At 40.8% G+C, this 25649-nt stretch carries 14 protein-coding genes; 13 read left to right on the forward strand and 1 reads right to left on the reverse strand.

The window, feature by feature from the left end; translation table 11 throughout:
- Genes ACY2A0_RS16430 through uxuA form a run of 9 tightly spaced genes read left to right on the forward strand, consistent with a single transcriptional unit; the run spans position 1 to position 15777 of the window.
- Positions 1–1701, forward strand: a complete 1701-nt coding sequence (locus tag ACY2A0_RS16430) for a RagB/SusD family nutrient uptake outer membrane protein (RefSeq protein ID WP_461790453.1) — start codon at positions 1–3, stop codon at positions 1699–1701.
- 13 nt (positions 1702–1714) lie between these two features.
- Complete coding sequence (locus ACY2A0_RS16435; RefSeq protein ID WP_461790454.1) at positions 1715–4807, forward strand: SusC/RagA family TonB-linked outer membrane protein; 3093 nt, start codon at positions 1715–1717, stop codon at positions 4805–4807.
- Between the two features lie 10 nt (positions 4808–4817).
- Positions 4818–6548, forward strand: coding sequence for a RagB/SusD family nutrient uptake outer membrane protein (locus ACY2A0_RS16440; protein WP_461790455.1), 1731 nt, complete (start codon positions 4818–4820; stop codon positions 6546–6548).
- 16 nt (positions 6549–6564) lie between these two features.
- Entirely contained in the window at positions 6565–8055 is a 1491-nt protein-coding gene (locus ACY2A0_RS16445; protein WP_461790456.1) for a hypothetical protein, read from the forward strand.
- 20 nt (positions 8056–8075) lie between these two features.
- On the forward strand, positions 8076–9566 hold the full coding sequence (locus ACY2A0_RS16450; protein WP_461790457.1) for a hypothetical protein: 1491 nt from the start codon (positions 8076–8078) through the stop codon (positions 9564–9566).
- A complete protein-coding gene (locus tag ACY2A0_RS16455) occupies positions 9566–11305 on the forward strand; it encodes an endo-1,4-beta-xylanase (protein WP_461790458.1) in 1740 nt (579 codons plus the stop codon). The genes ACY2A0_RS16450 and ACY2A0_RS16455 overlap by 1 nt, the downstream gene beginning before the upstream one ends.
- 6 nt (positions 11306–11311) lie before the next feature.
- Positions 11312–13051 (forward strand): endo-1,4-beta-xylanase, encoded by a 1740-nt coding sequence (locus ACY2A0_RS16460; protein WP_461790459.1) that lies wholly within the window; start codon positions 11312–11314, stop codon positions 13049–13051.
- Between the two features lie 25 nt (positions 13052–13076).
- Positions 13077–14558, forward strand: coding sequence for a hypothetical protein (locus ACY2A0_RS16465; protein ID WP_461791706.1), 1482 nt, complete (start codon positions 13077–13079; stop codon positions 14556–14558).
- 25 nt (positions 14559–14583) lie between these two features.
- A complete protein-coding gene (gene uxuA / locus ACY2A0_RS16470; RefSeq protein WP_461791758.1) occupies positions 14584–15777 on the forward strand; it encodes a mannonate dehydratase in 1194 nt (397 codons plus the stop codon).
- 667 nt (positions 15778–16444) lie between these two features.
- On the opposite strand, the gene ACY2A0_RS16475 is transcribed toward uxuA, so the two are convergent.
- Entirely contained in the window at positions 16445–20602 is a 4158-nt protein-coding gene (locus ACY2A0_RS16475) for a hybrid sensor histidine kinase/response regulator (protein WP_461791707.1), read from the reverse strand.
- A gap of 200 nt (positions 20603–20802) precedes the next feature.
- Here ACY2A0_RS16475 and ACY2A0_RS16480 point away from each other — a divergent pair, with 200 nt between their 5' ends.
- The 4 genes from ACY2A0_RS16480 to xylA are packed head-to-tail and all read left to right on the forward strand — an operon-like array spanning position 20803 to position 25626.
- Positions 20803–21615 (forward strand): SDR family oxidoreductase, encoded by an 813-nt coding sequence (locus tag ACY2A0_RS16480; RefSeq protein ID WP_461790462.1) that lies wholly within the window; start codon positions 20803–20805, stop codon positions 21613–21615.
- A gap of 9 nt (positions 21616–21624) precedes the next feature.
- Positions 21625–22764, forward strand: a complete 1140-nt coding sequence (locus ACY2A0_RS16485) for a DUF4861 family protein (protein WP_461790463.1) — start codon at positions 21625–21627, stop codon at positions 22762–22764.
- A gap of 36 nt (positions 22765–22800) precedes the next feature.
- On the forward strand, positions 22801–24288 hold the full coding sequence (locus ACY2A0_RS16490; RefSeq protein WP_461790464.1) for a xylulokinase: 1488 nt from the start codon (positions 22801–22803) through the stop codon (positions 24286–24288).
- A gap of 6 nt (positions 24289–24294) precedes the next feature.
- On the forward strand, positions 24295–25626 hold the full coding sequence (gene xylA / locus ACY2A0_RS16495; protein WP_461790465.1) for a xylose isomerase: 1332 nt from the start codon (positions 24295–24297) through the stop codon (positions 25624–25626).
- The last annotated feature ends 23 nt before the right edge of the window (positions 25627–25649 follow it).

Here is a 25649-nt window from a genome sequence, read left to right on the forward strand (position 1 = left end):
ATGAAGACTAAAGCAATGAAATACATGTTGGGGATACTTGCAGCAGGCAGTTTGTTAGCAGCATGCCAAAAGTTGGAGGATCGTCCAATGGAGAAAATTACCGAAGAATATCTTTGGGATAGCAAGGATTCGCTAGGAACCAATGCCGGATATTTTTTGAACAATATTTATGGTAATTTACCTACAGGTTTTAACCGTATCGATGGGAATTTGTTGGATGCCGCTACTGATGATGCTGTGGCCTCGGCGGATAATACTTTGATTTCTACCTTCACCAATGGCGGCTACTCGGCTTTTAGCAATGCCGATAATTCATGGGTAGACAATTACGCCAGTATCAGGCAGTGTAATCTTTTTCTACAGAATTTCCCGAAAGTAAATATGAAGCAAAGCTTAAAGCAGGAAGGCAAATACTGGATGGCTGAAGCTCGCTTTTTAAGGGCAATGTTCTACTTTGAATTAGCTAAACGCTACGGAGGCGTGCCTATTATAGGCGATAGGGTGCTTACCTTACAAGATGACTTACGGTTGCCAAGAAACACCTATGATGAAACGATTAATTATATCGCAAGTGAGTGTGATGCGGTAAAAGATCAACTAAGACCAGATCCACTTGCCTTACCCGCAGACTTTGGTCGTATCACTAAAATGGTAGCGTTAACTTTAAAGGCTAAAGCCTTAATTTATGCTGCCAGTGCATTAAATAATCCAACCAACGACAGAAACAAATGGTTGCAAGCTAAAAATGCATTAGCTGATGCTATTGCTCAAGCTGCGGTAGGCCAATTTTCCCTTAATCCATCCTTTACAGATGTGTTTTTAACGCGTAGAAACAGCGAAATTATTCTAGCTTATCAGCGCCCGGTAACTACCGATTTGGAAACCAATAATGCGCCTATTGGGTATTTAAGTGGCAGTACGGCAAGTAGGGGACGCACAAGTCCTACACAGGAATTGGTTGACGCCTTCCCTACGAGCAAAGGTTTGCCAATCAGTACAGATGTGAAATCGGCTACTAATCCAACTGGCTATGATGCTAATAATCCTTATGCCAACCGTGACCCACGTTTAGGATATACCGTGTTTTATAATGGTGTAGCTTGGTTAAGTAGAGGCGTAGAAACTTTTACAGGCGGTAGAGACAGGCCGGGCGGTGTTGCCGTACAAACTAAAACTGGCTATTATATGAACAAATTCTTGGGCAATTTTGCAGCAAGTACCGCTTATTCTAATCAAACACACAACTTTCCAATATTTAGATATGCCGATGTGCTGCTCATGTTTGCGGAAGCTAAAAATGAAGTGGACGGCCCTGGAGCAAATACCGACTCGGTTTATACTTACCTGAGAGCAATTAGACAACGTGCTGGAATTGCTGCTGGTACAGCACCAAACACTTATGGCGTCACCGATGGCTTATCGCAAACACAGATGAGAGAACTCATTAGAAACGAACGCCGGGTTGAAATGGCATTTGAAGAGCAACGCTTTTGGGACTTGCGCCGTTGGAAAATTGCCGAAAACGTATACAACAAACCATTGCATGGCATAAGAATCACTAAAACGGGTAATAATTTGACTTATCAAGTTGAAACGCTGGGTGTGCCGTTCCAGTTTGTTGCACCTCGAATGTACAGATATGCCATTCCAAACAGCGAAATCGTGAAGAACACCAATTTAAAACAGAACGAAGGATACTAAACAAAAGAAACTAATGATGAAGAAATTAATACAGCTTCTGTTACTTATAGGATGGTTAATACCGTCTATCGCCTTCGCACAAAAAATAATTCGTGGTACAGTAAAGGATGCCTCAGGCCCGCTGCCAGGTGTAAGTGTGCAAGAGAAAGGCATGCCGGGAAATGGATCCACAACTAACGAAAAAGGAGAGTTTCAATTGGTGTTGAAGGGAACATCTAACACAATTATTGTTGGTTCTATTGGCTATGTAAAACAGGAAATTAACGTGGCGGCACAGACTAACGTAAATGTTAATTTAAAAGAAGATGCTAAGGGACTTGATGAAGTAATGATTGTGGGCTTTGGAACTACGAAAAAAATCACCAACACGGGTGCGGTTACCGCAATTTCGGCAAGTGAAATTAGAGCTACCCCAACGCCAAACATTCAAAATACTTTGGCTGGCAGGGCACCAGGTTTTATCTCTCAACAACGCTCAGGACAACCTGGACGTACAGGCTCAGATTTCTACATTCGCGGGGTAAACTCCTTATCTGCGGAATCACAAAAGCCATTAATTATTGTGGATGATGTAGAATACACCTACGATCAGGTAGCACAGATAGATGCCAATGAAATTGAAAGTTTTTCTATACTTAAAGATGCTTCAACTACAGCTGTTTACGGTATCAAAGGTGCCAACGGTGTACTTGTAATTACAACACGCAGGGGGAAAATTGGCAAACCGATGGTGAATTTCAATACGGAATCAGGTTTGCAAACTCCAGTAAATAAACCAAACTTTCTGGATGCCTACACCGTAGCTTCACTGCGTAACGAAGCCTTGAGAAATGACGGGCTACCGTTAGAATTTACGGATGACGACTTGGAGCACTGGCGTAAAAAGGACGATCCTTATGGTCACCCTGATGTTGATTGGTATAAAGAAGTATTTAAGGATTACGCTTATCAAGTGCGTAACAATGTAGATATTTCTGGAGGAAGTGAAAAAATCAGGTATTTCGTATCTGCAGGGCAAGTTTATCAAAATGGTATGCTACGAGATTTTTCAAAAGGAAATTACGAAGCACCTGAAAACAATTACGATTATCAACGTTATACTTTCCGCTCCAACTTGGATATGCAGGCTACTAAAACGCTTAGCTTGCGTTTAGATATGACAGGTAGGATTGGTACAATTACCGAGCCTCACGTGCCTAGCGGTTATAATGCACCATTGGGTAACGTGTATAGTTATCAGCGTCTTCCGCCATTTGCTTCTCCGGTACTCAATCCGGACGGAAGTTATCCGTGGGCAAAGCGTTCAAGAGATATCTATTTAGAAACCAGTTTGATAGGCAGGTTAGCGTTGTTGGGTTACGATAAAACCTTTAGAAACGAGTTTAATGTACTATTCAGTGGTGATCAAAAACTAGATTTCATTACTAAAGGATTATCGGTAATGGCTAGGGTTGCCTACGCCGGCGATTTAAGTTACGACAGAGGATTGTACAGAAACAACATTCCTGCATTTTATTATAACCCAGCGGATGGCAGTTATACCGTTCACAGCAATGGTTTATACCGATTAGAGCCGCTAACCTTGGCCAGTAGTTCGGCTAATACAATCTCCAGAAAAACCGTAAATACTTTAGCTAAACTGGGTTACTCAAGGCAATTTGGAAATCATAGCGTAAGTGGCTTTGTACTTTATAATTTAAACGATGCTACTTTGGGTAGTTACAATTCTGCAACTGGCGTAACTGCGGTACAGGAATATGCGCCGGTTAAATCGCAAGGTTATACTTTCAGGTTAGAGTACAACTTCAAGCAGCGTTATTTAATTGATTTTAGTGGCGCATACAATGGTACGAGTCAATTTGTGGGTAATAAAACTAAAGGATTTTTCCCTGCTGTTTCTGCCGGTTGGAACATTGGTGAGGAACCATTCGTAAAGAACAGGTTTAAATTTGTAGATCTATTTAAGCTTAGAGGTTCGTGGGGTATTACCGGTTCAGATGTAACCAGAGGCAATACCTATAAAACGGAACAGCTTTATACAGTAGGGCCTACTTACAATTTTGGGGAAACCACTAACACATTCAGTAGTATCCAAGAGGGCACTTTAGGAAACCTAGATATTACCTGGGAAAAATCAAAGAAAACCAATATTGGTGTTGATGCGCAATTTTTCAAAAGCAAATTGAATTTTACGGTCGACTATTTTTACGATTACCGCTACGACCAGCTTTTTGTAAAGAACGACGTATTAAAGATATTAGGTGTTGATTTACCTTTCACCAACTCGGCCATTACTGAAAACAAAGGATTCGACGGACAAATTAGTCATCGCAATACGATAAAGGATTTTTCTTATTCTGTTGCATTTACATTCTCCAAAGCAAAAAACAAGGTGATTTACCAAGGAGAGGCTGCACCGCGTTATCCGTACTTAGCGAGGACCGGACAGCCAATTGGCCAAGGTTTCGGTTACAATGTGTTGGGCTTTTTCCAAACGCAGGAAGAAGTGGATAATTATCCGCACTTGGCAAATGCACAAGCTGGCGATTTAAAATATGAAGATATGAACGGTGATGGGGTGATTGACCAGCAAGATTACAGGGCGATTGGAAAGCCTAATTTGCCACAAACCGTTTTGGGATCAAACTTTACATTTGCTTACAAAGGTTTTAGTTTGGGTGTGCTTTTTCAAGGAAGTTTCGATTATAGCTATCGCCTTGCCGATCAAAGTGTAGTACCTTTCTGGGGTAACCTTCAACAATCTGCTTTGGGAAGATGGACGCCAGAAACTGCTTCAACCGCAACTTTCCCGAGGTTGAGCAGCGTACTTTCTGGGCCAAGTAGCCCCTCTAATTTATCAAGTTTTTGGATGTTAAATGCCTATTATATCCGATTGAAATCGGTTGAAATGGGGTACACGTTGCCAAAGAAATGGTTAAGTAGGGTAAAAGTTAGTACAGCTCGTATTTATCTAAGCGGCTACGATTTGCACACCTGGGCAAACTTCGATTTGTATCCGCAAGATCCAGAGATTGCCAGCGGCGGTAGCGGTGGAGTTTACCCAGTTCAAAGAGTTTATAATCTAGGTTTACAAATAGGATTTTAAGAGGAAGACCATGATGAAAAGAATAATATTTTTAATAATTGGCGTGGCAATATTAGCAACGGCTGCCTGTAAAAAGGGTGGAGTTTTAGATCAGGTTAAAACTACTGATTTGAATGAAGAAACCACTTTTGCCGACAGTGCCCGCACTTTACAATTTTTAACTCGTATTTATACTGATATAGGCTTTAGTGCGGAGCCTAAGCGTTTCGGTGACGGAAGTAGTATAGGAATATATTCCATCGGTGACGAAGTAGAAAGTACCTTACAAAGTGCATCGGCATACAACATTATTTTCCAATCGGGTGCAGTAAGCGCACTTAACATTCCAGATGATGCTTGGGTAAAAACCTACGCTAACATTCGAAGAGTAAATGTGCTGCTCAAACATCTTCCAACTACGCCGCTTTCTGCAAAATTACGCAGCAGAATGGAAGGAGAAGCTAGGTTTTTAAGAGCTTGGTACTATTTCATTTTAATTAAACACTACGCTGGCGTACCCTTGATCGGCGACGTAGTTTACGGGCCAACAGATGAAATCTCGGGAAAAAGAAATACCTATGCTGAATGTGTAACCTACATTGAAAATGAATGCAACGCCGTAGCTACACTTTTGCCTCCTAGCTATAGTGGTTTAGATTATGGTAGGGTAACTAGAGGTGCAGCTTTAGCTTTAAAAGCGAGGTTGTTGTTATATGCAGCTAGCCCATTGTTTAATGGCAGGGCCGATAATATGGATGGTGTATTAGGTTACCCGAGCTTTGATGCTACAAGATGGACTAAGGCAGCAAAAGCCGCTAAAGATGTGATTGACCTGAATTTATATACGCTGTTTGACCTTCCAACGCAACCGGGTTATGGGTTTCAAAAAGTGTTTGTTACCAGAAAGAACAACGAATATATTTTAGCTTCCATGGCTGGAAATAATCGAACATTAGAATCAATGTGGGATCCACCTAGTCGCACAGGTTCTGGTAACTCCTTGCCTTATCAAGAATTGGTAGATGCTTTTGGGACCGTGAACGGCAAGCCAATTAGTGAGGATGTAAAGTCGGGTAGCAATCCAACAGGTTATGATGCAGCAAATCCATACGTTAACCGCGATCCACGCCTAGCTTATACTGTATTATTTAACGAGGGTACAAGGCTAAATGTGAGCAGAACGGTGAGTCAGGTGTTTACCTACGTAGGAGCGCCACAAGATGGTTATGCGCCAAACGCTGGAACACGTACAGGCTACTATTTGCGTAAAATGTGCGATGATAATACAATCGCCAGTACAACTTCATCGGCAACTGAGCGCTGTTTCCCATTAATTCGCTATGCGGAAATATTATTGAACTATGCCGAAGCAAGTAATGAGGCTGGCGACATAGCTACTGCGTACGAACAGCTTAAAGCCATAAGGAAACGAGCAGGAATAGTTGCTGGAAACGATGGTAACTATGGCTTGGCAGATAATATGAGCAAAGACCAAATGAGGATTGTAATCCAAAACGAGCGTAGGGTAGAACTTGCCATTGAAGAACACAGGTATTGGGACGTTAGACGATGGAAAATCGCTGAAAATATCTCTAATAAACCGTTGCATGGTATGAAGATTACTAAGGTTGGAAATACGTACACTTACGAACTAGTAACGGTGCGTACACCGGTGTTCACTGCACCAAAATGGTATTTGTGGCCTATCCCGCAGGGCGAAGTAAATAAATCGCTTGACTTACAACAAAATCCAGGTTGGTAATAAAAATAGATCCAATATGAAGAATTTGACTATTGATTTTTCCCGAGTACTTAAATGTTTTGTATGGCTGTTTTTCGCCATCGGGATATTATTTGTTTCATGTAAAAAAGGTGATTTGTTTAAGCCTAATAATGTAGGTACTATACGTTTTGCCGCTAATAACTATACGATAGAAAATAACACACAAGATCCCTTGAAAATTGTGCTGCCATTGTCTTTGCCTTTGGAGGAAGATGCAACGGCGGTAATCATGGTTGACGGCCAAAGTACCATCCAATCTACGGAGTACACAGCTAACCCTGGGATTCCAAATACGGGTTTAGTGGTGAAATTGGCTAAAGGTGCCACTGAAGCATCCTTTGATTTAAGTTCACTCAATAATTTTGAAGGAGAGCGAACATTGGTGCTTAAAATAACAAGTGCTACCGGCGGCTTAACAGTATCAAATACAAATGCATCTACGGTAGTTACTATCAAAGGAAATCCTATTATTCTGCCAGAAATCAGGCTTTCTGAAACAGGAATTGCATTTGGCAATGTTATCGCTGGAACAACCACTTCGGCTACTTCTTATTCGGTAACTGGAACTAAGTTAACATCAAACATTAATCTAACTGTGAGCGCAAACTTTCAAATTTCTTTAGATAATGTAAGTTTTGGTAATAGTTTAACTGTTCCTTTTGCTGATGCAAATGCTGGTGGAGTAACGGTTTATGTGAGATTCTTAGCCAATACGGGAGCCAACCAAACTATCACTGGAAACATTACGCATACTTCTGCCGGGGCTAGTGACGTAAACTTAGCAGTAAGCGGTGTAGAGTATGGTAATGCGGCATCCGGAGTATTGTTGATGAAAGATGATTTTAGTTATGGAAGTACTGCCGGCGATTTGAAATCGGTAACTACAAACTGGTCAGTCTATTCTGGTACGGTGAATCCTATTAAATATGCAGTTTCTGGACTATCATTTTCTGGCTACGCTGGCTCTGCAGTAGGCGGGTCTATAGTTGTAGAGAATGGCTCGGGCTCTAGAGAAGACATGGTACGTACTTTTACCTCGCAAAACTCTGGTAGTGTATATGTTGCACAATTAGTTAATATGGCTTCTGCGCCTACAGGTGGAGGCTTTTTCCTCTCTTTGGTAAACGCAACAGCATCGCCCACATTTTATAACAGGGTGTTCATGAAAGATAATGGCGGTTCGCTAAATTTTGGCTTAGGTAGAACAAGTACCAGTACCATTTATGCTCCTACAAATTATAGTTTTGGTACTACTTATTTGGTAATTACCAGATATGATTTCTCTGGTGCATCTTACATGTACATCTTATCTCCAGGGGCAGTTTCGGCTGTAGAGCCAGCCACAGCTGATATCACTAATTCTGCAGGGACAGGTGCTACCACTTTATTGGGCATCGGCTTAAGGCAAAACACTGAAACACCGTTATTGGGCACATTTGATGGATTAAGAGTGGCTACTTCGTGGAAAGAGGCCGTAGGCTTATAGTTATTTTTTGATTTTAGTTAATGATGAAGAACTTAAATAAACAAATTAATTACAACGCATTGGGGTACATCATTTTGCTATTGACCTTGGTGTGCAGTGCTTGTAAAAAAGATAAGGAATGGCCAGAAATGGTAATTCCAACTAAAGTAAGTTTCAATGCAACTACTTACAACATTCCAAAAGATGCTACATCTTTTCCAGTACAATTGAAACTAGCCCGCCCTTTAGAAAAAGATGGAAAAGTGACCATCCAAGTGCAGAGTAGTGGAACTACAGCTTTAAACACTGAGTATAGTATCAATCCTCAGCTTTCGGGAGATAAATTTACGTTAGACTTGCCTAAAGGAGCAACCACGGCGTCTTTTAACATTACCTCAGGTAAAAATTTTGATGACAATAAAACGGTTAGCTTAAAGATTGTGAGTGCCAGTGGCGGCGCTGTTTTGGGTGAAAGTGTTTTGGCTACTAGCTTAACTTTAAGAGGTAGAAATTGGATTGAACCTAGTTTAGTTGCCTCGTTAGCTGCACTTCCAACTTTCGGAAATACCACAACTAGTACCGAAACACCCTCACAGTCGTACACTATTACTGGTGCCAATTTGAGTGGGAACGTAACCATCACAGCTTCTGACTATTTCAAGATTTCTACAAACAACACATCGTTTAGTTCTTCACTATCTGTTGATGCGAACAACAAAACAGCTACCATTTACGTCAAATTTGCACCATCATCTAAGCAAAATAAAGATTTATCAGGCACCATTACCCATAGTATTGCTGGTTTGCAAAATATCACGGTAAATGTAAGCGGTACCGAGATAGGCAACGTTGCCCCAGTGGCTGAGGTTCCATTGATGAATGAAAATTTCTCCTATGGTAATGCTGAAGATTTCCTCGCTCGTGTGACCAACACTTGGACTGCCTATTCTGCGGCGGGTTCTATACCAGTTTATTATGTGCCGCAAGGCCTGTCATTTGCTGGTTATGTCAATTCAGGCATTGGAGGAGCATTAACTTTCCAACACGGTGATTTCTCTAGGGAAGATGTCATGTCGGCCTTTACGCCGCAAACTAGTGGCACCGTTTATACCGCTATGATGATCAACTTAAAAACCGCAGGAGCGGGAGATTTCTATTGTGCTTTGAGAGATGGTGCCGGCGCTTTTTTTAATAGGCTATATGCTAAAGATGATGGAAAAGGCAATTTGATTTTAGGCATGGGTAAAAATTCGACGGCGGTTTACGGCGCAGCTAATTACAAGTACAATACCAGCTACCTACTCGTGATTAAGCATGATTTTGCCACCAAAATATCAAGTATGTACATTTTAGACGGCACAATTCCAGCTACAGAACCAAGTACAGCAACAGTCGCTTCGGCTGCAACGGGTACTTCTCCAACCAGCTTAAACGATATTATCATCCGTCAGGCTGACGGCGAACTTTCAGGTACCGTTGACGGAATAAGAATAGCCACCACTTGGAAAGGTGTTTTAGGATTAACTAACTAATGAAGACATTGAAGAAGGTTTTACATATCACGGTTGTCCTGCTGGCACTATTATCTGCCTGTAAAGAACATGATCTTTTTGAACTGGAGGGCAAGCGTGATTATATACAGGGAAGTGCTAGCAGTTCAGTGCTTTCTGGCCGCAATAGGGTGAAGATCAATTTTGCTGTTCCGAATAGTGCTGTCAAATTGGTGAAGATCTACTGGAACAATCGCCAGAATGTTAAAGAGGTGCAGGTAACAGGAACGGGTAACTTAAGCACTATTATTTCTCCGTTGACCGAGGGCAGTTACAACTTTGAACTGATCGGCTACGATGCTGCTGGCAATGCTTCGGTTCCGTACAAACTTTCTGGAGCAGCTCTTGGAGCCAGCTTTGAGGCAACATTGTCCAACAGGGTCATTAAAGATTTGTACTACGATGAAAATGGTACAGCGGTAATCAGCTGGGAAGCAGCTGGGCAAGCACTGGAGATGCAGCTGAACTATACCGACCAATCGGATGTATTGCGCAAGGTGGTAAGGCCATCAACAGCAGATACCACTCAGTTGGTGAAACTTAAGCCGGGTGAGCTATCGGTCAACATCAGTTACAAAACGGCGTATCTGCCAGTAAACTGCATTGATACTTTTTATGCCGCACCTAAGGAGCAGACCGTAATTACCGGAAGCTTAAAAGCATTGGCCACGGCAAAAGGAATTGACTTGGGTAATCGCATCTTTTACGGTTATGGAGGCACTAATTACGGTATTGCTGTAGATGGTTCACCCAATGGAATTTATACTGCCTTAAGTAAAAAGGAATACAATATGGGGCAAGCTTACTGGGGTGCTACACGTTGGGTTAGAGCTGGTGGTTCAGATTTTAGTCAGCTCAATACCTGCATCAATTGGTTTAAAGCCAATAACGGTAAAGCTTGGGTGACATTGCTAACCGGTCCCGATAACTACATGCCAGATTGGTTTGTAAACGGCTCTTTTACGCCATCTGAAATGGATGTGATGTTGCGTAACCTCGTAAATGAGATGATGGAAAGCAACGACAATAAGAACAAAATAGACATTATCAACGTCGCTAATGAGTTGTTCAACAACGATGGTACTTATCGTACAAATATGCGTTGGAATGATATGGGTTGGGAAGATGATGCATCTGCCTTGAGCGGCACTGATAAAATCAACCTCAAACATCCAGCATTTGTAGGAAAAGCCTTTCAGTATTGCAGAGAAAAAACGAAAGCCATACTCGAGTTGCGTGACTACAACTTTGAACAAATCCTACCTACGCAACCTTACTATCATAAACAAAAAGCATTATTTCAACTAGTGAAGCATTTAAAGGCGAGAGGTTATCCAATTGATGCAGTAGGCATACAAGCGCATTACACCTTAGGCGAAGGTATACCTGGCGGATATGATAAATTTAAGGAAGCTGTAGCCAAGTTTAAAGCATTAGGGGTGCAGGTAATGATTACCGAATTGGATGTGGCGGCAGCTAAAGTGAATAACGTACTGCAACCATGGAACAATAACCTCGCTAGTCAGCAAAGAACAGATTACTATAACATTATTAAGTCTGCTTTGGATGCAGGAGTAACTCATATCTCGCTTTGGGGAGTTAGGGATGATAACGATCCTACTTGGAAGGTTGGGCAGTTTCCTTTATTGTTTGATGCCGATTTTAAACGTAAGCCCGCATATTACGGGGTTCAAAAAGCATTGTTTGAATTTAAGAAATAAGTACTGATGAATAAGCATTTGACTCAAATTAGTTGCGCCTTATTGCTGGTGATGACATTTTTATCTGCTTGTAAAGAGCATGATCTTTTTGAACTGGACGGCAAGCGTGAGTATATCCAAGGGAGCGCTAGCAGTTCAGTGCTATCTGGCCGCAATAGGGTGAAGATCAATTTTGCTGTTCCGAATAGTGCTGTCAAATTGGTGAAGATTTACTGGAACAACCGCCAGAATGTTAAAGAGGTACAGGTTACAGGAACGGGTAATTTAAGTACCATTATTTCTCCGTTGACCGAGGGCAGTTACAACTTTGAACTGATTGGCTACGATGCCGCTGGCAATGCTTCGGTTCCGTACAAACTTTCTGGAGCAGCTCTTGGAGCCAGCTTCGAGGCAACATTGTCCAACAGGGGCATTAAAGATTTGTACTACGATGAGAACGGTACAGCGGTAATCAGCTGGGAAGCCGCAGGGCAGGCACTGGAGATGCAGCTGAACTATACCGACCAATCAGATGTGTTGCGCAAGGTGGTAAGGCCATCAACAGCAGATACCACTCAGTTGGTGAAACTTAAGCCGGGTGAGCTATCGGTAAACATCAGTTATAAAACGGCTTATCTGCCAACTAACTGTATCGATACTTTTTATGCCGCACCTAAGGAGCAGACCGTAATTACTGGAAGCTTAAAAGCATTGGCTTCTGCTAAAGATTTGTCATTCGGTAGCTTAATTAGCTATGGCAATTTTGCCGCAACTCACGGTGTGATTAACGACCCTTCGCCCAATGGCATCTACAAAAATATTTGCCAAAACATGTTCAATTTTGGTCAGGCAGCGTGGGGGCCATCACGTTGGAAACGCGAAGGTGGTTCCGATTTTAATGATGCTAATGCCGTAATTAATTGGAGTAAAACCAATTATGGGAAAGTGTTTTTGCACTTAATTGCTGGAAGGGACGCTTATATGCCAACTTGGTTTACCACCGGTACTTTTACGCCCACCGAAATGGATGTGATGTTGAAGAACTTAGTGACGGAGGTGATGACTACAAACGACAATAAAACCAAAGTAGATTATTGGAACGTAGCTAATGAGTTATTTGATACTAACGGACTTTATGAAACGATGAAGTGGAATGATATGGGTTGGGAAGATGACGCTTCTGGTTTAACTGGAGCCGATAAGGTTAACACAAAACATCCCGTATTTATCGGTAAGTTGTTTCAGTATGCAAGACAATATACCAATGCGATGCTCGAATTACGTGATTATAATTTCGAGTTCAATACTAGCGCTTCTCCTTATTATCACAAGCATAAGGCATTTTATCAGCTGGTTAAACACATGAAAGTGAAGGGATATCCGATAGATGCGGTAGGTATACAAGCGCATTATACTATCGGAGTAGGTTTTGCTGGCGGGAACGATTTGTTCAAGCAAACAGTTAAAAAATTTACTGATTTAGGTGTGAAAGTTTATATCACCGAATTGGATATTGCGCTGCCAAAAGTTAACAATGTCATAACGCCGTGGACTGCCGCACTAGCTGATCAACAAAAGAACGATTATTATAATTTGATAAAGACAGCTTATGATGCGGGCATTCGCTTAATTTCTATTTGGGGCGCAAGAGATAACAATGATGCCTCTTGGAAATTTGGTCAAAGTCCGTTGCTGTACGATGAAAATTACAAGCGTAAACCCGCCTATTACGGGGTGCAAAAAGCGCTTTTCGAAATTAAAAAATAGTTAAAGTACTTCCATTTAATAAAGAATGATGAAAAGATATTTTGAAATTGCCCTACTTGGTGCCGCCTTTTTTGGCCTTTCAGCATGCACTAAAAAATCAGCTCAGCCTTTAGTGCCAGCAATGCCTACTTTACCACCAATTACTACTACTTCAGCTATTACCGTCGACTGTTCGCAACAGCAGGGTAATGTGATGCGTTTGGAGCAATCTAATGTGCATTCCTCAACATCGGCCATGCCAGGAGAAAAAGCTAGAACCTGGTTACAATCCATGAACCATAAAACAATACGTACTTGGCTTGCTTTGCGCACCATTTACAATCAAGGGTACAACTATAATTATCAAGGTAGTGTTCGTGTGGAGCCCTCTTTAGATTTTTATTCAACTTGCGCAGATTCTTTGCTGGTAGCTTTAACGGCCTACAAACCTTCCGCTGCCAGTCCACTACCGGGTGACGGCAAAGGCGTACTCTTTCAAAATTTCATCAAACAAACGTTGATTTACTATAAAACCAAATATCCTAAAATTAAATACATACAAGCAGGTAACGAACCTGATTATAACGGAGAAACAGCGGTTGAATATTACGAAGTTTATAAAGATTACTACAAGGCTGTAAATGCCGCTAACGCCGAGATGGGATTGGCAGGCAATAATCGCATCATGTTGAGTAACGGAGCTTTCACTAGCACCACAAATTTTTCGGCATTGGTGAGTTATTCATCGCAGTTTTTTGCACTTTACGCGGCAGATACTGATCCCGCAAAGCGACTGGATTTTTTTAGCATGAACTGTTATACAGAGCAAACTAACCCGAAATTGTTTGAAACTGCTAAAGCACAAATTACTGCGGCTTTAAGTAGTAAAGGTTTGGGTGCACGACAAGTTTTTGCAACTGAATATGGTTTGGTTGGCGGTACATTTATCCCTGCAGCTTGGACACAAGCACAAACCATGACGGCTTGGGCTCCAGGGCAATTGGCAAAAGCATTTTACCTATATGAAGGCGGAGTTGATAGGGTGTTTAACTGGTCAATTAGTCACGGGGAAATTTTACATAAAAGCGAGTTAACTGATGTCACTAATAATGCTTATCCTAATCCGTATGGTTATGCTTTGATGTTTGCTAAAGAAGTATCTGACAGGGGAACAAGGGTAAAAGTGACTTCTACAAAACTTAGTAACGCTGGTCTGGGGATCAATGCTTTAGCTTCAGCAGGAAATGGAAAAGGAATAGCAATATTGGTTTGGAACTACAACTATACAAACTATGTTGCCGATCAAAATATCGAAGTAAAAATTAATAACATTCCAAAGGCCCTGTTTAACGATAAAATAAATGCGAAAATCTATTATGTAGATTCTAAAAATAATAACGTTTACAATAACCCTTCGCAAACATCTTTAAAATCCACTACGGAGCAGGCTTATAATTATTCTGCTTCATTATCTGTGCCTTTAAGCTTGGAAGGAAATTCGGTAGCATTAATTGTGCTCAATCCTTAACCCAAGTCTTTAATAGATAGCTATGATGATTGAGAATTTAGAACAAACATTTAGATGGTTTGGGCCTAACGATGAAGTTACGCTCAACGATATCAAACAAACTGGCGCCACTGGTATCGTTACCGCACTATATCATATTCCATGCGGCGACGTTTGGACGGATGAAGAAATTAAAGCAAGGAAAACGCTAATTGAAAACGCAGGTTTGAAATGGAGCGTAGTAGAAAGCGTCAATATTCATGAAAGTATCAAAATTGGTGAAGCCAACCGCGATGAATATATCGAACGATACATCAATTCATTAAAAAACCTTGCTGCCACCGGTATAAAAACGGTTTGTTATAACTTTATGCCCGTATTGGATTGGACAAGAACACACTTAGATTATCGTTTGCCAAATGGTGCCAGCTCTTTACGTTACGACGCTATCGCACTTGCTGCTTTTGATCTGTTTATCTTGGAAAGGGAAGGGGCAAAAGCCGATTTTTCATCGGCTATGCAACAAAAGGCACTAGCTTATTTGGAAAGTATTTCTCTTGAAGAGAAAAACCTGTTATGTAATACCATTATGGCAGGTTTGCCGGGTACTGATGAAGTATTCACCGTAACAGAATTTAGAGGTTATTTAGAAAGATATGCCGATGTTGATGCCAATAAATTAAAGCAGAATCTGTATTATTTTTTAGGTGCAATTATTCCAGAAGCTGAAAAGGCCGGTATAAAGATGTGTATTCATCCTGATGATCCACCGTTTCCGATATTGGGCTTGCCAAGAGTAGTTTCAACAGAAGCTGATTTATTGGAACTTGTCAATGCGGTTCCGTCGCCAAGTAACGGCATTACGTTTTGTACTGGCTCTTTAGGTGCCAATTTAAGTAATGATTTACCAGGAATGATCGAGCGCTTAGGCGAGCACATTCATTTTTTACATTTAAGAAATGTGCAGCATGAAGCAGATGGGAGCTTTCATGAGGGAGAGCATTTGGGCGGCAGTACCGATATGTTTGCAGTGATGAAAGCGGTAATCAGGGAACAATACAAACGATTAAAGGCTGGCCGTAACGATGTAGCTATTCCAATGCGGCCAGACCATGGACATAAAATACTCGATGATTTTAATCGCAATACTTATCCAGGTTACTCGATAATAGGGCGCTTAAAAGGTTTAGCCGAGCTCCGCGGTTTGGAAATGGGTATCCGCAGAATGTTTTTTGAATAATGCTTCAAATTTAAAACGACAATAACTCACAACCCTTTCCCAATCGCTATTCTCTCCCTTTTGGGGAGAGATACCGCAGGCAGAGAGGGGAACAACATCGCCTTGTCATGTCGAGGCTACGAGACATCTGTTAAAACCTTAACTTCTAAATAATTTCATCACTACTTGGTTGATGAGAATGAAACCTTGTGGCTTTAATCATATCCGTCCTACGGACTTTAAAGATAATGGAGTTTAAGACGAGCAACATTCCCACAGAGCAGCGCTTTTCCCAATCGCTATTCTCTCCCTTTTGGGAAGAGATGCCGCAGGCAGAGAGGGGAACAACGCCCCTTATCATGTCGAGGCTACGAGACATCTGTTAAAACCTTAACTTCTAAATAATTTCACCACTACGTGGTTGATGGGAATGAAACCTTGTGGCTTTAATCATATCAGTCCCACGGACTTGAAGCAGGCATTTATTCACCTAAGTGCGATTAGCTGCTATCAATTAAACTTTTTTATTTAGCGTTCTTACCATAACTAAGTGCGATTATGGCGAAATTTCCATAACTCACAACCCTTTCCGAATCGCTATTCTCTCCCCTCCGGGGAGAGATGCCGCAGGCAGAGAGGGGAACAACACCCTCTTATCATGTCGAGGCTACGAGACATCTATTTAACCTCAAAGCGAACTATTCGCATATTCCTTTGGCGTTAACTTAAATTCTTCTTTGAAACAACGCCTAAAATAATCTACGTCAGAAAATCCCACCATATAAGCAACCTCATTAACGTTAAATTTATTTTGCTGCAAAAGCTGGGCGGCTCTTTTAAGTCTTACGCTACGTATAAACTCAATCGCCGTTTGGTTAGTCAAAGCTTTGATCTTTCTGTATAAAGTCACTCGGCTCATACCTGCCACATTTCCAAGTTCTTCTACACTTAATTCAGGTTCAGCAATATTTTTTTCAATAAATGCCATTATCTTCTCCAAAAACTTCTCATCTGGTGATGTAATAGCCACATTGGTAGGTTGTAGCGTCACTTCTTTACTATACCTTTCCCTCAGTTTTTGGCGATTATCCAATAAATTCCAAACCCTAGCTTCCAGCATATTTAAATTGAAAGGTTTGGTGATATAATCATCTGCGCCAGTCTCTAAACCTTCTATATTGAAAATAATTGGCGTGCGGGCGGTAAGCAATACCACAGGTATATGACTTGTTTTGGTGTCGGTTTTCAAGTTTTTGCATAGCGTAATTCCATCTGTAATGGGCATCATTACATCACTAATGATAATATCAGGAATCAATTTCAAAGCTTGTTCCATTCCTTCTTTGCCGTTTTCAGCTTCGTGTATTTCAAAATTACTTTCGAAATGACTGGACACAAATTCTCTTACTTCGCTATTATCTTCTACAACCAACATAATCAATTTCTCTTTTCCAGCAGCGGTTAATACCTGTTGCTTACGTTTTTCTAACGCCAACTTTGAAGTGCTAGATAATTCTGTTCCTTTATAGCTGGAAATGTCTTCAGTACTTTTGTAGTTCTGAATCATTTCGCTGTCTGAAAGATGTTCCTTACCGGTTGGTAGAAGTATGGTAAATATGGTTTTTCCATTGGTGCTCGGACTAGCCAATATACTCTCCACATTGATATTGCCCTTATGCAACTGTACCAAGCCTTTTGAAAATGCCAAGCCTATTCCCGTGCCAGAGCTATTTACACCCTCGTTGTCAAAATGCTTGAATTTTTCGAAGATTCTGCCAATTTGATCGGGTGGAATGCCTATTCCGTTATCTTCCACCGCAATGGATGCCATTATTTTACCATCAACCTGTAATTGGTTAACGGATACCAAAACTTGACCACCCTCATTGGTGAATTTCAGTGCATTAGAAATCAAATTATAAATTACTTTTTCCAATTTGTCTCTGTCAAACCATAAACGGAGGCTTTGTTGTTCGCTAACGAATTTTAATTTAATATGGCGATGTTGTGCGTAAGGTTCAAATGCTATAACAATTTCACGTACAAACCTGACAATGTTACCTTCTGCAGTTTGTAACACCATGCTATCTTCTTCAAACTTTCTAAAATCCAATAGCTGGTTGATCAATCTGACTAGTCTTTCACCGTTACGCTGTATCAAACGGAGCTGATTTAGCGTTTTGTTATTTCCCTCATTTTGGTTGATAAGTTTATCAATAGGACCGAGGATCAACGTAAGTGGGGTCTTAATTTCGTGAGAGATGTTAGTGAAAAAACTGAGTTTGCGTTTAGCTAATTCCTGATCTTTTTCATGGCTTACGTGCTGTAGCTCTAATTCGTGCTTGAGCTTAGTGGTTTTTACCGAATAACTGTTGAAAGCATAAAGCAGCGCTCCAATTATTGCTGCGTATAACAGATAAGCCCACCACGTTTTCCACCACGGAGGTAAAACTACAATCTTTACGCTTTTGATTTTATCGGTCCACAAACCGTCATTGTTAGCTGCTTTAACCTCGAAATTGTAAGTTCCAGCATCTAAATTAGTGTAAGTAGCTTGCCTTTGATTGCCGATAAAATGCCAATCATCATCATTAAAACCTTTGAGCTTATAGGCGTATTTGTTTTTCTCAGGATTGATGTAGTTAAGTGCGGCGAATTTAAACGTAATAAATGCTTGATCATAGTTTAACGTAATTACTTCAGTTTCATTGATACTCTTTTTAAGAGGCGAATCTTCTTCGATTTTAACTGGATTGTTCTTGATCAAAAAATCCGTGATGACCACTTTAGGTTTGATCTTGTTGTAAACGATTTTTTCTGGATAGAAGTAAGTTACACCGTTGATGCCACCAAAAAAGACCTCGCCTTGTTCATTCGTTTCCGCCGCTCCAGAAGTAAATTGATTGCTCTGTAATCCATCTTGTACCGTATAATTTAATACATCAATATCCTTTGCGTTAAATGGTAAAATAAATTTTTTAAACGTAATTTTCGACAAGCCTTTATTGGTACTTACCCACAGATTTCCTTGTTTATCTTCCCGAACAGCATGAATCACTGCATTGGCCAGCCCAAAGGTTTCATTAATGGTATAAAATTTTTGATTGCTGCTATCAAAGAAACTCAACCCGCCGCCCTCGGTTCCAACCCAAAGCCTATGCCTGCTATCGTAAAATAATGTTAATATCGTATTGTGCTGTAAACTAAATGGGTTGTTGTTTTGATGCTGATAGCGTTTAAATTTTCCAGTGTTCGCATCAAAGTAATTAAGACCATGCTCGGTGCCTACCCAAATTTTATCATCAGTATTTTTTAATAATGATAATACGACGTTGCCACTTAAAGTGTTGGGGTTTCTTTTGTCGTTCAAATAATTAGTGATTTCTCCATTAGCATTTCTGAACTTTAGGCCACGTCCATCTGTACCTAACCAAACTCCATTGCTGGCCAGTGCTATGGTATAAACCTGTTTGTTTTCGGGCTTTCCATCGTTTTTAGTGATTTCATAATTGGTAAGTTGGTTGGTTTCGGTATTGAGGCAGCTCAATCCGTCGTAAGTTCCTATCCAAAGCTTGTTCCCTTGTTTAGCTAATGATTTAACAATATTCTGTTGTGTGCTGTTAATCACATAACTTTTGGTGATGTTATTTTTCCTGTCGATATAATTAAGTCCACCTCCCTCGGTACCAATCCAAAGCCCGTTTCCATCAGCAAGAACAGAGCTCACCACACGATGTGTTAAGCCTATGCTGCCGTTACTTTTTTGTCCGATATAGCCAAAGTTATTGCCGCCGGCACCGTAAAAGTTAATGCCGCCAGCGTAAGTGCCAAGCCAAATATTTCCGGCTCTATCTTTTAGGATACATCTGATGGAATTATGGCTTAAGGATTGCGGATCATAAGTGATATACCTGTAATTCAAAAATTGATTGCTTTGCGTATTTAAAACGCTTAAACCGTCGCGGGTGCCTATCCAAAGTTCATGTTCATTGTTGTTAAACAGCGTACGGATAATATTCGTTGGAATACTAAATGAGTTTCCAATCTGATGACTATATCGTGTAATTTCATTGCTGGCTACTGTAAATTTCACCAAACCTAAACCCTCTGTAGCAAACCACATGTCGCCATTAGGCGTTTGGTTGATCGCTCTGATATTTGCCGCGTTCAAGATATTATCGTTGGCGATTTTCGATGGAAGTTCAACTAGTTTCTTGGTTTTAGCATCAATGCACTTTAAACTTTTTCCAATGCTCACCCAAATGTGATGGTTGCTATCTTCGAAAATGGTTTGTACGCGGTTGCTTGCCGCTGGGTTTTCGCTTAAAAAGCCAACGTTATAGGAGCGAAGCTTTTTTGATGTATAATCGTAGTACTTTAATCCGTTATAAGTTCCAATCCAAAGATTTCCATTGCTATCCTGATATATAGCGCTAATGAAATCGCCAGCATTTCCCTCTGTTGGAGTGTGGTAGCCAATTTTTGAAAAGGTTTCAGTATGTTTATTAAATAAGTTTAAACCATCTGAAGTTCCTATCCAAAAGTTTCCTTTTTTGTCTTCCAAAAGCGCATTAATCTGACTATGGCTTAAACTTTTAGGATTGTTGTTTTGATGTTTGTATACCGTAAATTCATAACCATCATACTTATTCAATCCATCTTCTGTGCCAATCCAAATAAAGCCAGTTTTATCTTGTGCAATACAAAAAACAGTATTTTGAGAGAGTCCGTCGTTAATGGTAATTCGTTTAAAATTGAGTTGTTTTTGTCCTTGCGCCACCACAAGGGTTAAACAGTTTAAAAACAACACAATTAAGCCTACAAAAAGCCCTCTCAGTTTATACATGGAAATTATTGATTTGGTTAGTTAAATATATAATAATTTATCCGATGCCTTTTGCCTCGGAGATAGTTTTGAACGATATTTTTCATTTGCCATGTAGTATTGCAACTTTAGTCCTGTATGATACTTTTTGACATGGCGTTATTTTATGGTGTTGCAATGGCAATGGCTAAATGTGTTTTTTTAGATGAATAAATAAAGGAATGAATAAAAACTTTTCGTTAACCGGTAAAGTGATTGTGCTTACCGGAGGCACAGGAATTATAGGAAAATCGTTTATCAAAGGAATAGTAGATGCGGGTGGAGCCGTATGTATTTTAGGCCGAAATAAAGATGTGGCCCACCAGCGGGCCAACGAAGTGATCCATAATGGAGGTAGCGCATTGGCGCTAGTAGCTGATGTGCTCGACGAAAACTCCCTACAAAAAGCAAAAGAACAGATACTTAATGAATTTGGTAGGATTGATGGCTTGGTAAATGCCGCAGGTGGTAACATGCCTGAAGCAATTCTTCAAAAAGAAGATGATATTTTTGGGATGAACATGGATGGCATGAAAAAAGCGCTCGATTTAAATTTATGGGGCACCTTGCTGCCTTCACAAGTTTTTGGAAGCGCAATGGTGCAAAATGGGGGCAGTATAGTAAATATTTCCTCCATGAGTGCCAAACGTGTAATTACTAGAGTTTTAGGTTACAGTATGGGTAAAGCTGCCATCGATTGCTACACCCAATGGTTTGCGGTGGAGTTAGCTAATAGGTACGGCGATCAATTGCGGATCAATGCTATTGCACCAGGATTTTTCCTTACTGAACAAAATAGAACTTTACTTACCAATACAGATGGTAGCTACACAGAGCGGGGAAATTTGGTGATTCAACAAACCCCTTTCAAAAGATTCGGGCATACTGATGAACTTATTGGTGCTTTGCAGTGGCTCTTAAGTGATGCTTCGGCATTTGTTACCGGCAGTATCATCAATGTTGATGGTGGTTTTTTTGTAAATAGTGGCGTTTAATAACCAATCATGAAAAGAATTTTAACCCTGACTTTCGCATTGTTGTTTGTAGGTAATTTGCATGCTTTTGCTCAAATTCTTGCCAAAATAGTAATAAACAATAAAAGTACATCGCTGCGAAAGGACGCAGTAGTAGAAGTACCTTGGAGTGAAATTGTTAAGCTTGCACCTACAATTGACACCGCTAACTTCATTGTAGTTCAGCAATTAAATGGGCAGGAAGTGGCGCATCAGCTGGAATATAAAGGCTTAAGGACTGTTCAGAATTTATTAGTGCAGTTAACTGTAGGAGCAGATGAGCAGGTAATGTTGCAAGTAAAAAAAGGCAAACCATCGCCTTACGATACAAAAACCTATGCTCGTTTCGTACCTGAGCGCAAAGACGATTTTGCCTGGGAGAACAATAAAATCGCTTTTAGGATGTATGGTAAAGCGCTGGAAAATACCAAAGAAAATGCGCATGGCATTGATGTTTGGGCAAAACGAACTGCCAAAATGGTAATTAACGATAGGTACAAATTAGATAAGTATCACATCGACCACGGTGATGGTTTGGATTATTATCACGTAGGAAAGACGCTGGGAGCCGGAAATATCGCACCTTATGTCGCAGATAGTGTGTGGTATTTGGGAAATTTTACCGCTTACAAAGTATTGGATAATGGACCACTGCGTTCTACCTTCCAGTTGGTTTATCCCGCAGCAAATGCAAACGGATTGGCCATCAGCGCAGTCAAAACAATTACCATTGATGCTGGCAGCCAAATGAACAAAATAGCACATGTTTACACCTTTAACAATCGCACCGAAATCCCGGTTGCCGTTGGTTTTATTTTTCGAAATGAACCAGATAAACTTACATTGACAGATCCCGATGGAGTTGTTGGTTACTGGGAACCCGCACATGGGGAAGATGGTATCACAGGAGTAGGTGCTATATTGCCTTCCAAACCCACCAGTTATGTTAAACAAAAGAAACAACTGTTGGCAATAAGCACAGCTAAAAACAATCAGCCTTTTATTTACTATGCAGGTGCAGCCTGGAACAAGGCGGGCGAAATCACCAATAAAGAGCAGTGGTTCAATTACCTTAAAAACTATAAAAGAGATTTGGCTGCTCCGTTAACTGTCAAAGTATCAAAAAAATAGCTATCTTAACTTTCCTCTTTATAACCAAATTATAAAATGTATTTATTAGGGATTGATGTTGGAACATCATCAGTAAAAGTTGCCTTAGTCGCCGCTGGCGATCAACGAATCATTGCAACGGCACAGTATCCGGAAAAGGAGGCTGATATCATTTCCGTAAAACCAGGATGGGCCGAGCAGGATCCCAATGATTGGTGGTATTGCGTACAGCAAGCCATCCTTAAAATAACTTCACGATATAAAGAAGAAGCAGCAAATGTAAAGGCGATAGGCATTGCTTATCAAATGCATGGCTTAGTGGTGGTAGATCAGCATCAGAAAACATTGCGTAACAGTATCATTTGGTGCGATAGCAGGGCTGTAGAATTAGGAGAAGATGCATTTGAGCAAATTGGAAAAGACAAGTGTTTGGCTAGTCTACTCAACTCTCCCGGAAACTTCACCGCTTCAAAACTAGCTTGGGTAAAACAGCATGAACCTGAAATTTACAGCCTAATTGATAAGGCAATGCTTCCTGGTGATTTTATAGCAATGAAGCTCACCGGAGCAGTTACTACCACGGTATCTGCGCTTTCCGAAGCCATACTTTGGGACTTTCAAAAACAGCAGCTGGCAGATGAGGTATTAGCGCATTATCAATTGGATCTGAAGCATATTCCGGAGCTACAACCTCTTTTTTCGGTACATGGAGAGCTAACTAAGGATGTAGCAACTTTGCTTGGACTATCAACGGGCATTCCAGTAACCTATAAAGCCGGCGATCAGTTGAACAATGCGCTTTCGCTAAATGTAATGCGTCCTGGGGAGGTGGCCGCAACAGCAGGAACTTCTGGGGTAATATATGGCGTTAGCGATCAGTTGAAAGCCGACAGCCAATCGAGAGTAAATACTTTTGCACACGTCAATTACTCCGAAAACAAATCATATACAGGTGTGCTACTCTGCATCAATGGTGTAGGGAGCATGTACCGTTGGGCAAAGCAGCAATGGGCGCCTCAGTTGAGCTATCAACAGCTTAATCAACTATCTCAAACATCACCTATAGGTAGCAAAGGGTTAAAAGTTTTACCGTTTGGAAATGGTGCTGAGCGGATGCTTACTAATAAATATACTGGTGCTCAAATGCTTAATATCTCCTTGAATACACATACCAATGCTGATGTTTTTAGGGCAGTACAGGAAGGAATTGCTTTTGCTTTTAGGTATGGTTTGGATATCATGCGTTCAAACGGGCTCGATCCCAGTATTATTAGAGCGGGCTTAGCCAACTTATTTCTAAGCGAGGTTTTTGCTCAAACTTTTGTTGACGTTACCGCAACGCCGGTGGAGTTATTCGATAATGATGGCAGTGTGGGCGCTGCTTTGGGAGCCGGTATTGGAGCGGGTATTTATAAAAATGAGCAGGAAGCTTTCGAAAATCTGAAACCGATAAAAACCATTGAGCCGAGAAATAGCAGGGATTACGAGCCAGTATATCAGGAATGGAAAAATATTTTAACCAATAAACTAAACGAATTTAATTAATACAACATGAGAAAAGTTATCACCGGTGAAACCACATTTTTTAAAGGAATAGATCAAATTAAATATGAAGGGTTGGAGAGCGACAATCCCTTGGCATTTAGATGGTACGATGAAGGGAAAATGGTCGCTGGGAAAACCATGAAAGATCATTTGCGATTTGCCTGTGCTTATTGGCATTCATTCAACGGAACCGGTGCAGATCCCTTCGGTGGGTCAACTCATGTTTTTGAATGGGATAAAAAAACGGATCCCATAGCACGAGCAAAAGACAAAATGGATGCCGCTTTCGAGTTTATAACCAAAATGCAAATGCCCTACTATTGTTTCCACGATGTGGACGTGGTGGATTATACGAATGATATTGCAGAGAACGATCGTAGGCTGCAGGCCATGGTAGAATATGCCAAGCAAAAGCAACAAGAGAGCGGCGTGAAACTACTTTGGGGAACGGCAAATTTATTTAGTCATTCCCGTTATATGAACGGAGCGGCTACCAACCCCGATTTTCACGTATTGGCACATGCCGGCGCACAAGTAAAGGCCGCTTTAGATGCAACTATTGCGCTCAACGGTGAAAATTATGTTTTCTGGGGCGGCAGAGAAGGTTACATGAGCTTACTGAATACGAATATGAAGCGTGAACAGGAACATTTGGCAAAATTTTTACACATGGCCAAAGATTATGCTCGCCAGCAGGGCTTTACTGGCACTTTTTTCATCGAGCCTAAACCCTGCGAGCCCTCAAAACATCAATACGATTACGATGCGGCTACTGTAAAAGGATTTTTGCAGGAATTTGGTTTGTTGGACGATTTTAAGCTGAATATTGAAGTTAATCACGCTACTTTGGCCGGACATACCTTTCAACATGAACTGCAGGTGGCGGCAAATCACAATTTATTAGGTTCTATTGATGCAAATCGAGGTGATTACCAAAATGGTTGGGATACTGATCAGTTTCCTAACGACATCAACGAACTCACCGAAGCCATGCTGATCATCTTGGAAAGTGGTGGTTTACAGGGTGGAGGCATTAATTTCGATGCGAAAATTAGACGTAATTCTACTGATCAGGCTGATCTTTTTTATGCACACATTGGAGGTATGGATATGTTTGCAAGGGCCTTATTAACCGCTGATCTAATTCTTCAAAAATCTGATTATTTGGATGTAAGAAAAAATAGATATGCTTCCTTTGATCAAGGTGCGGGTGCCGATTTTGAAAACGGTAAATTGACATTAAATGATCTACGCAATTTTGCGTTGGCTAACGGCGAACCTAAAACAATCAGTGGTAAACAAGAATACCTAGAAAACATTATCAATAGATACATCTAATGCTATAAAACTAACCATAAAAC

The organism is Pedobacter sp. (assembly GCF_965249885.1).
Lineage (GTDB): Bacteria > Bacteroidota > Bacteroidia > Sphingobacteriales > Sphingobacteriaceae > Pedobacter.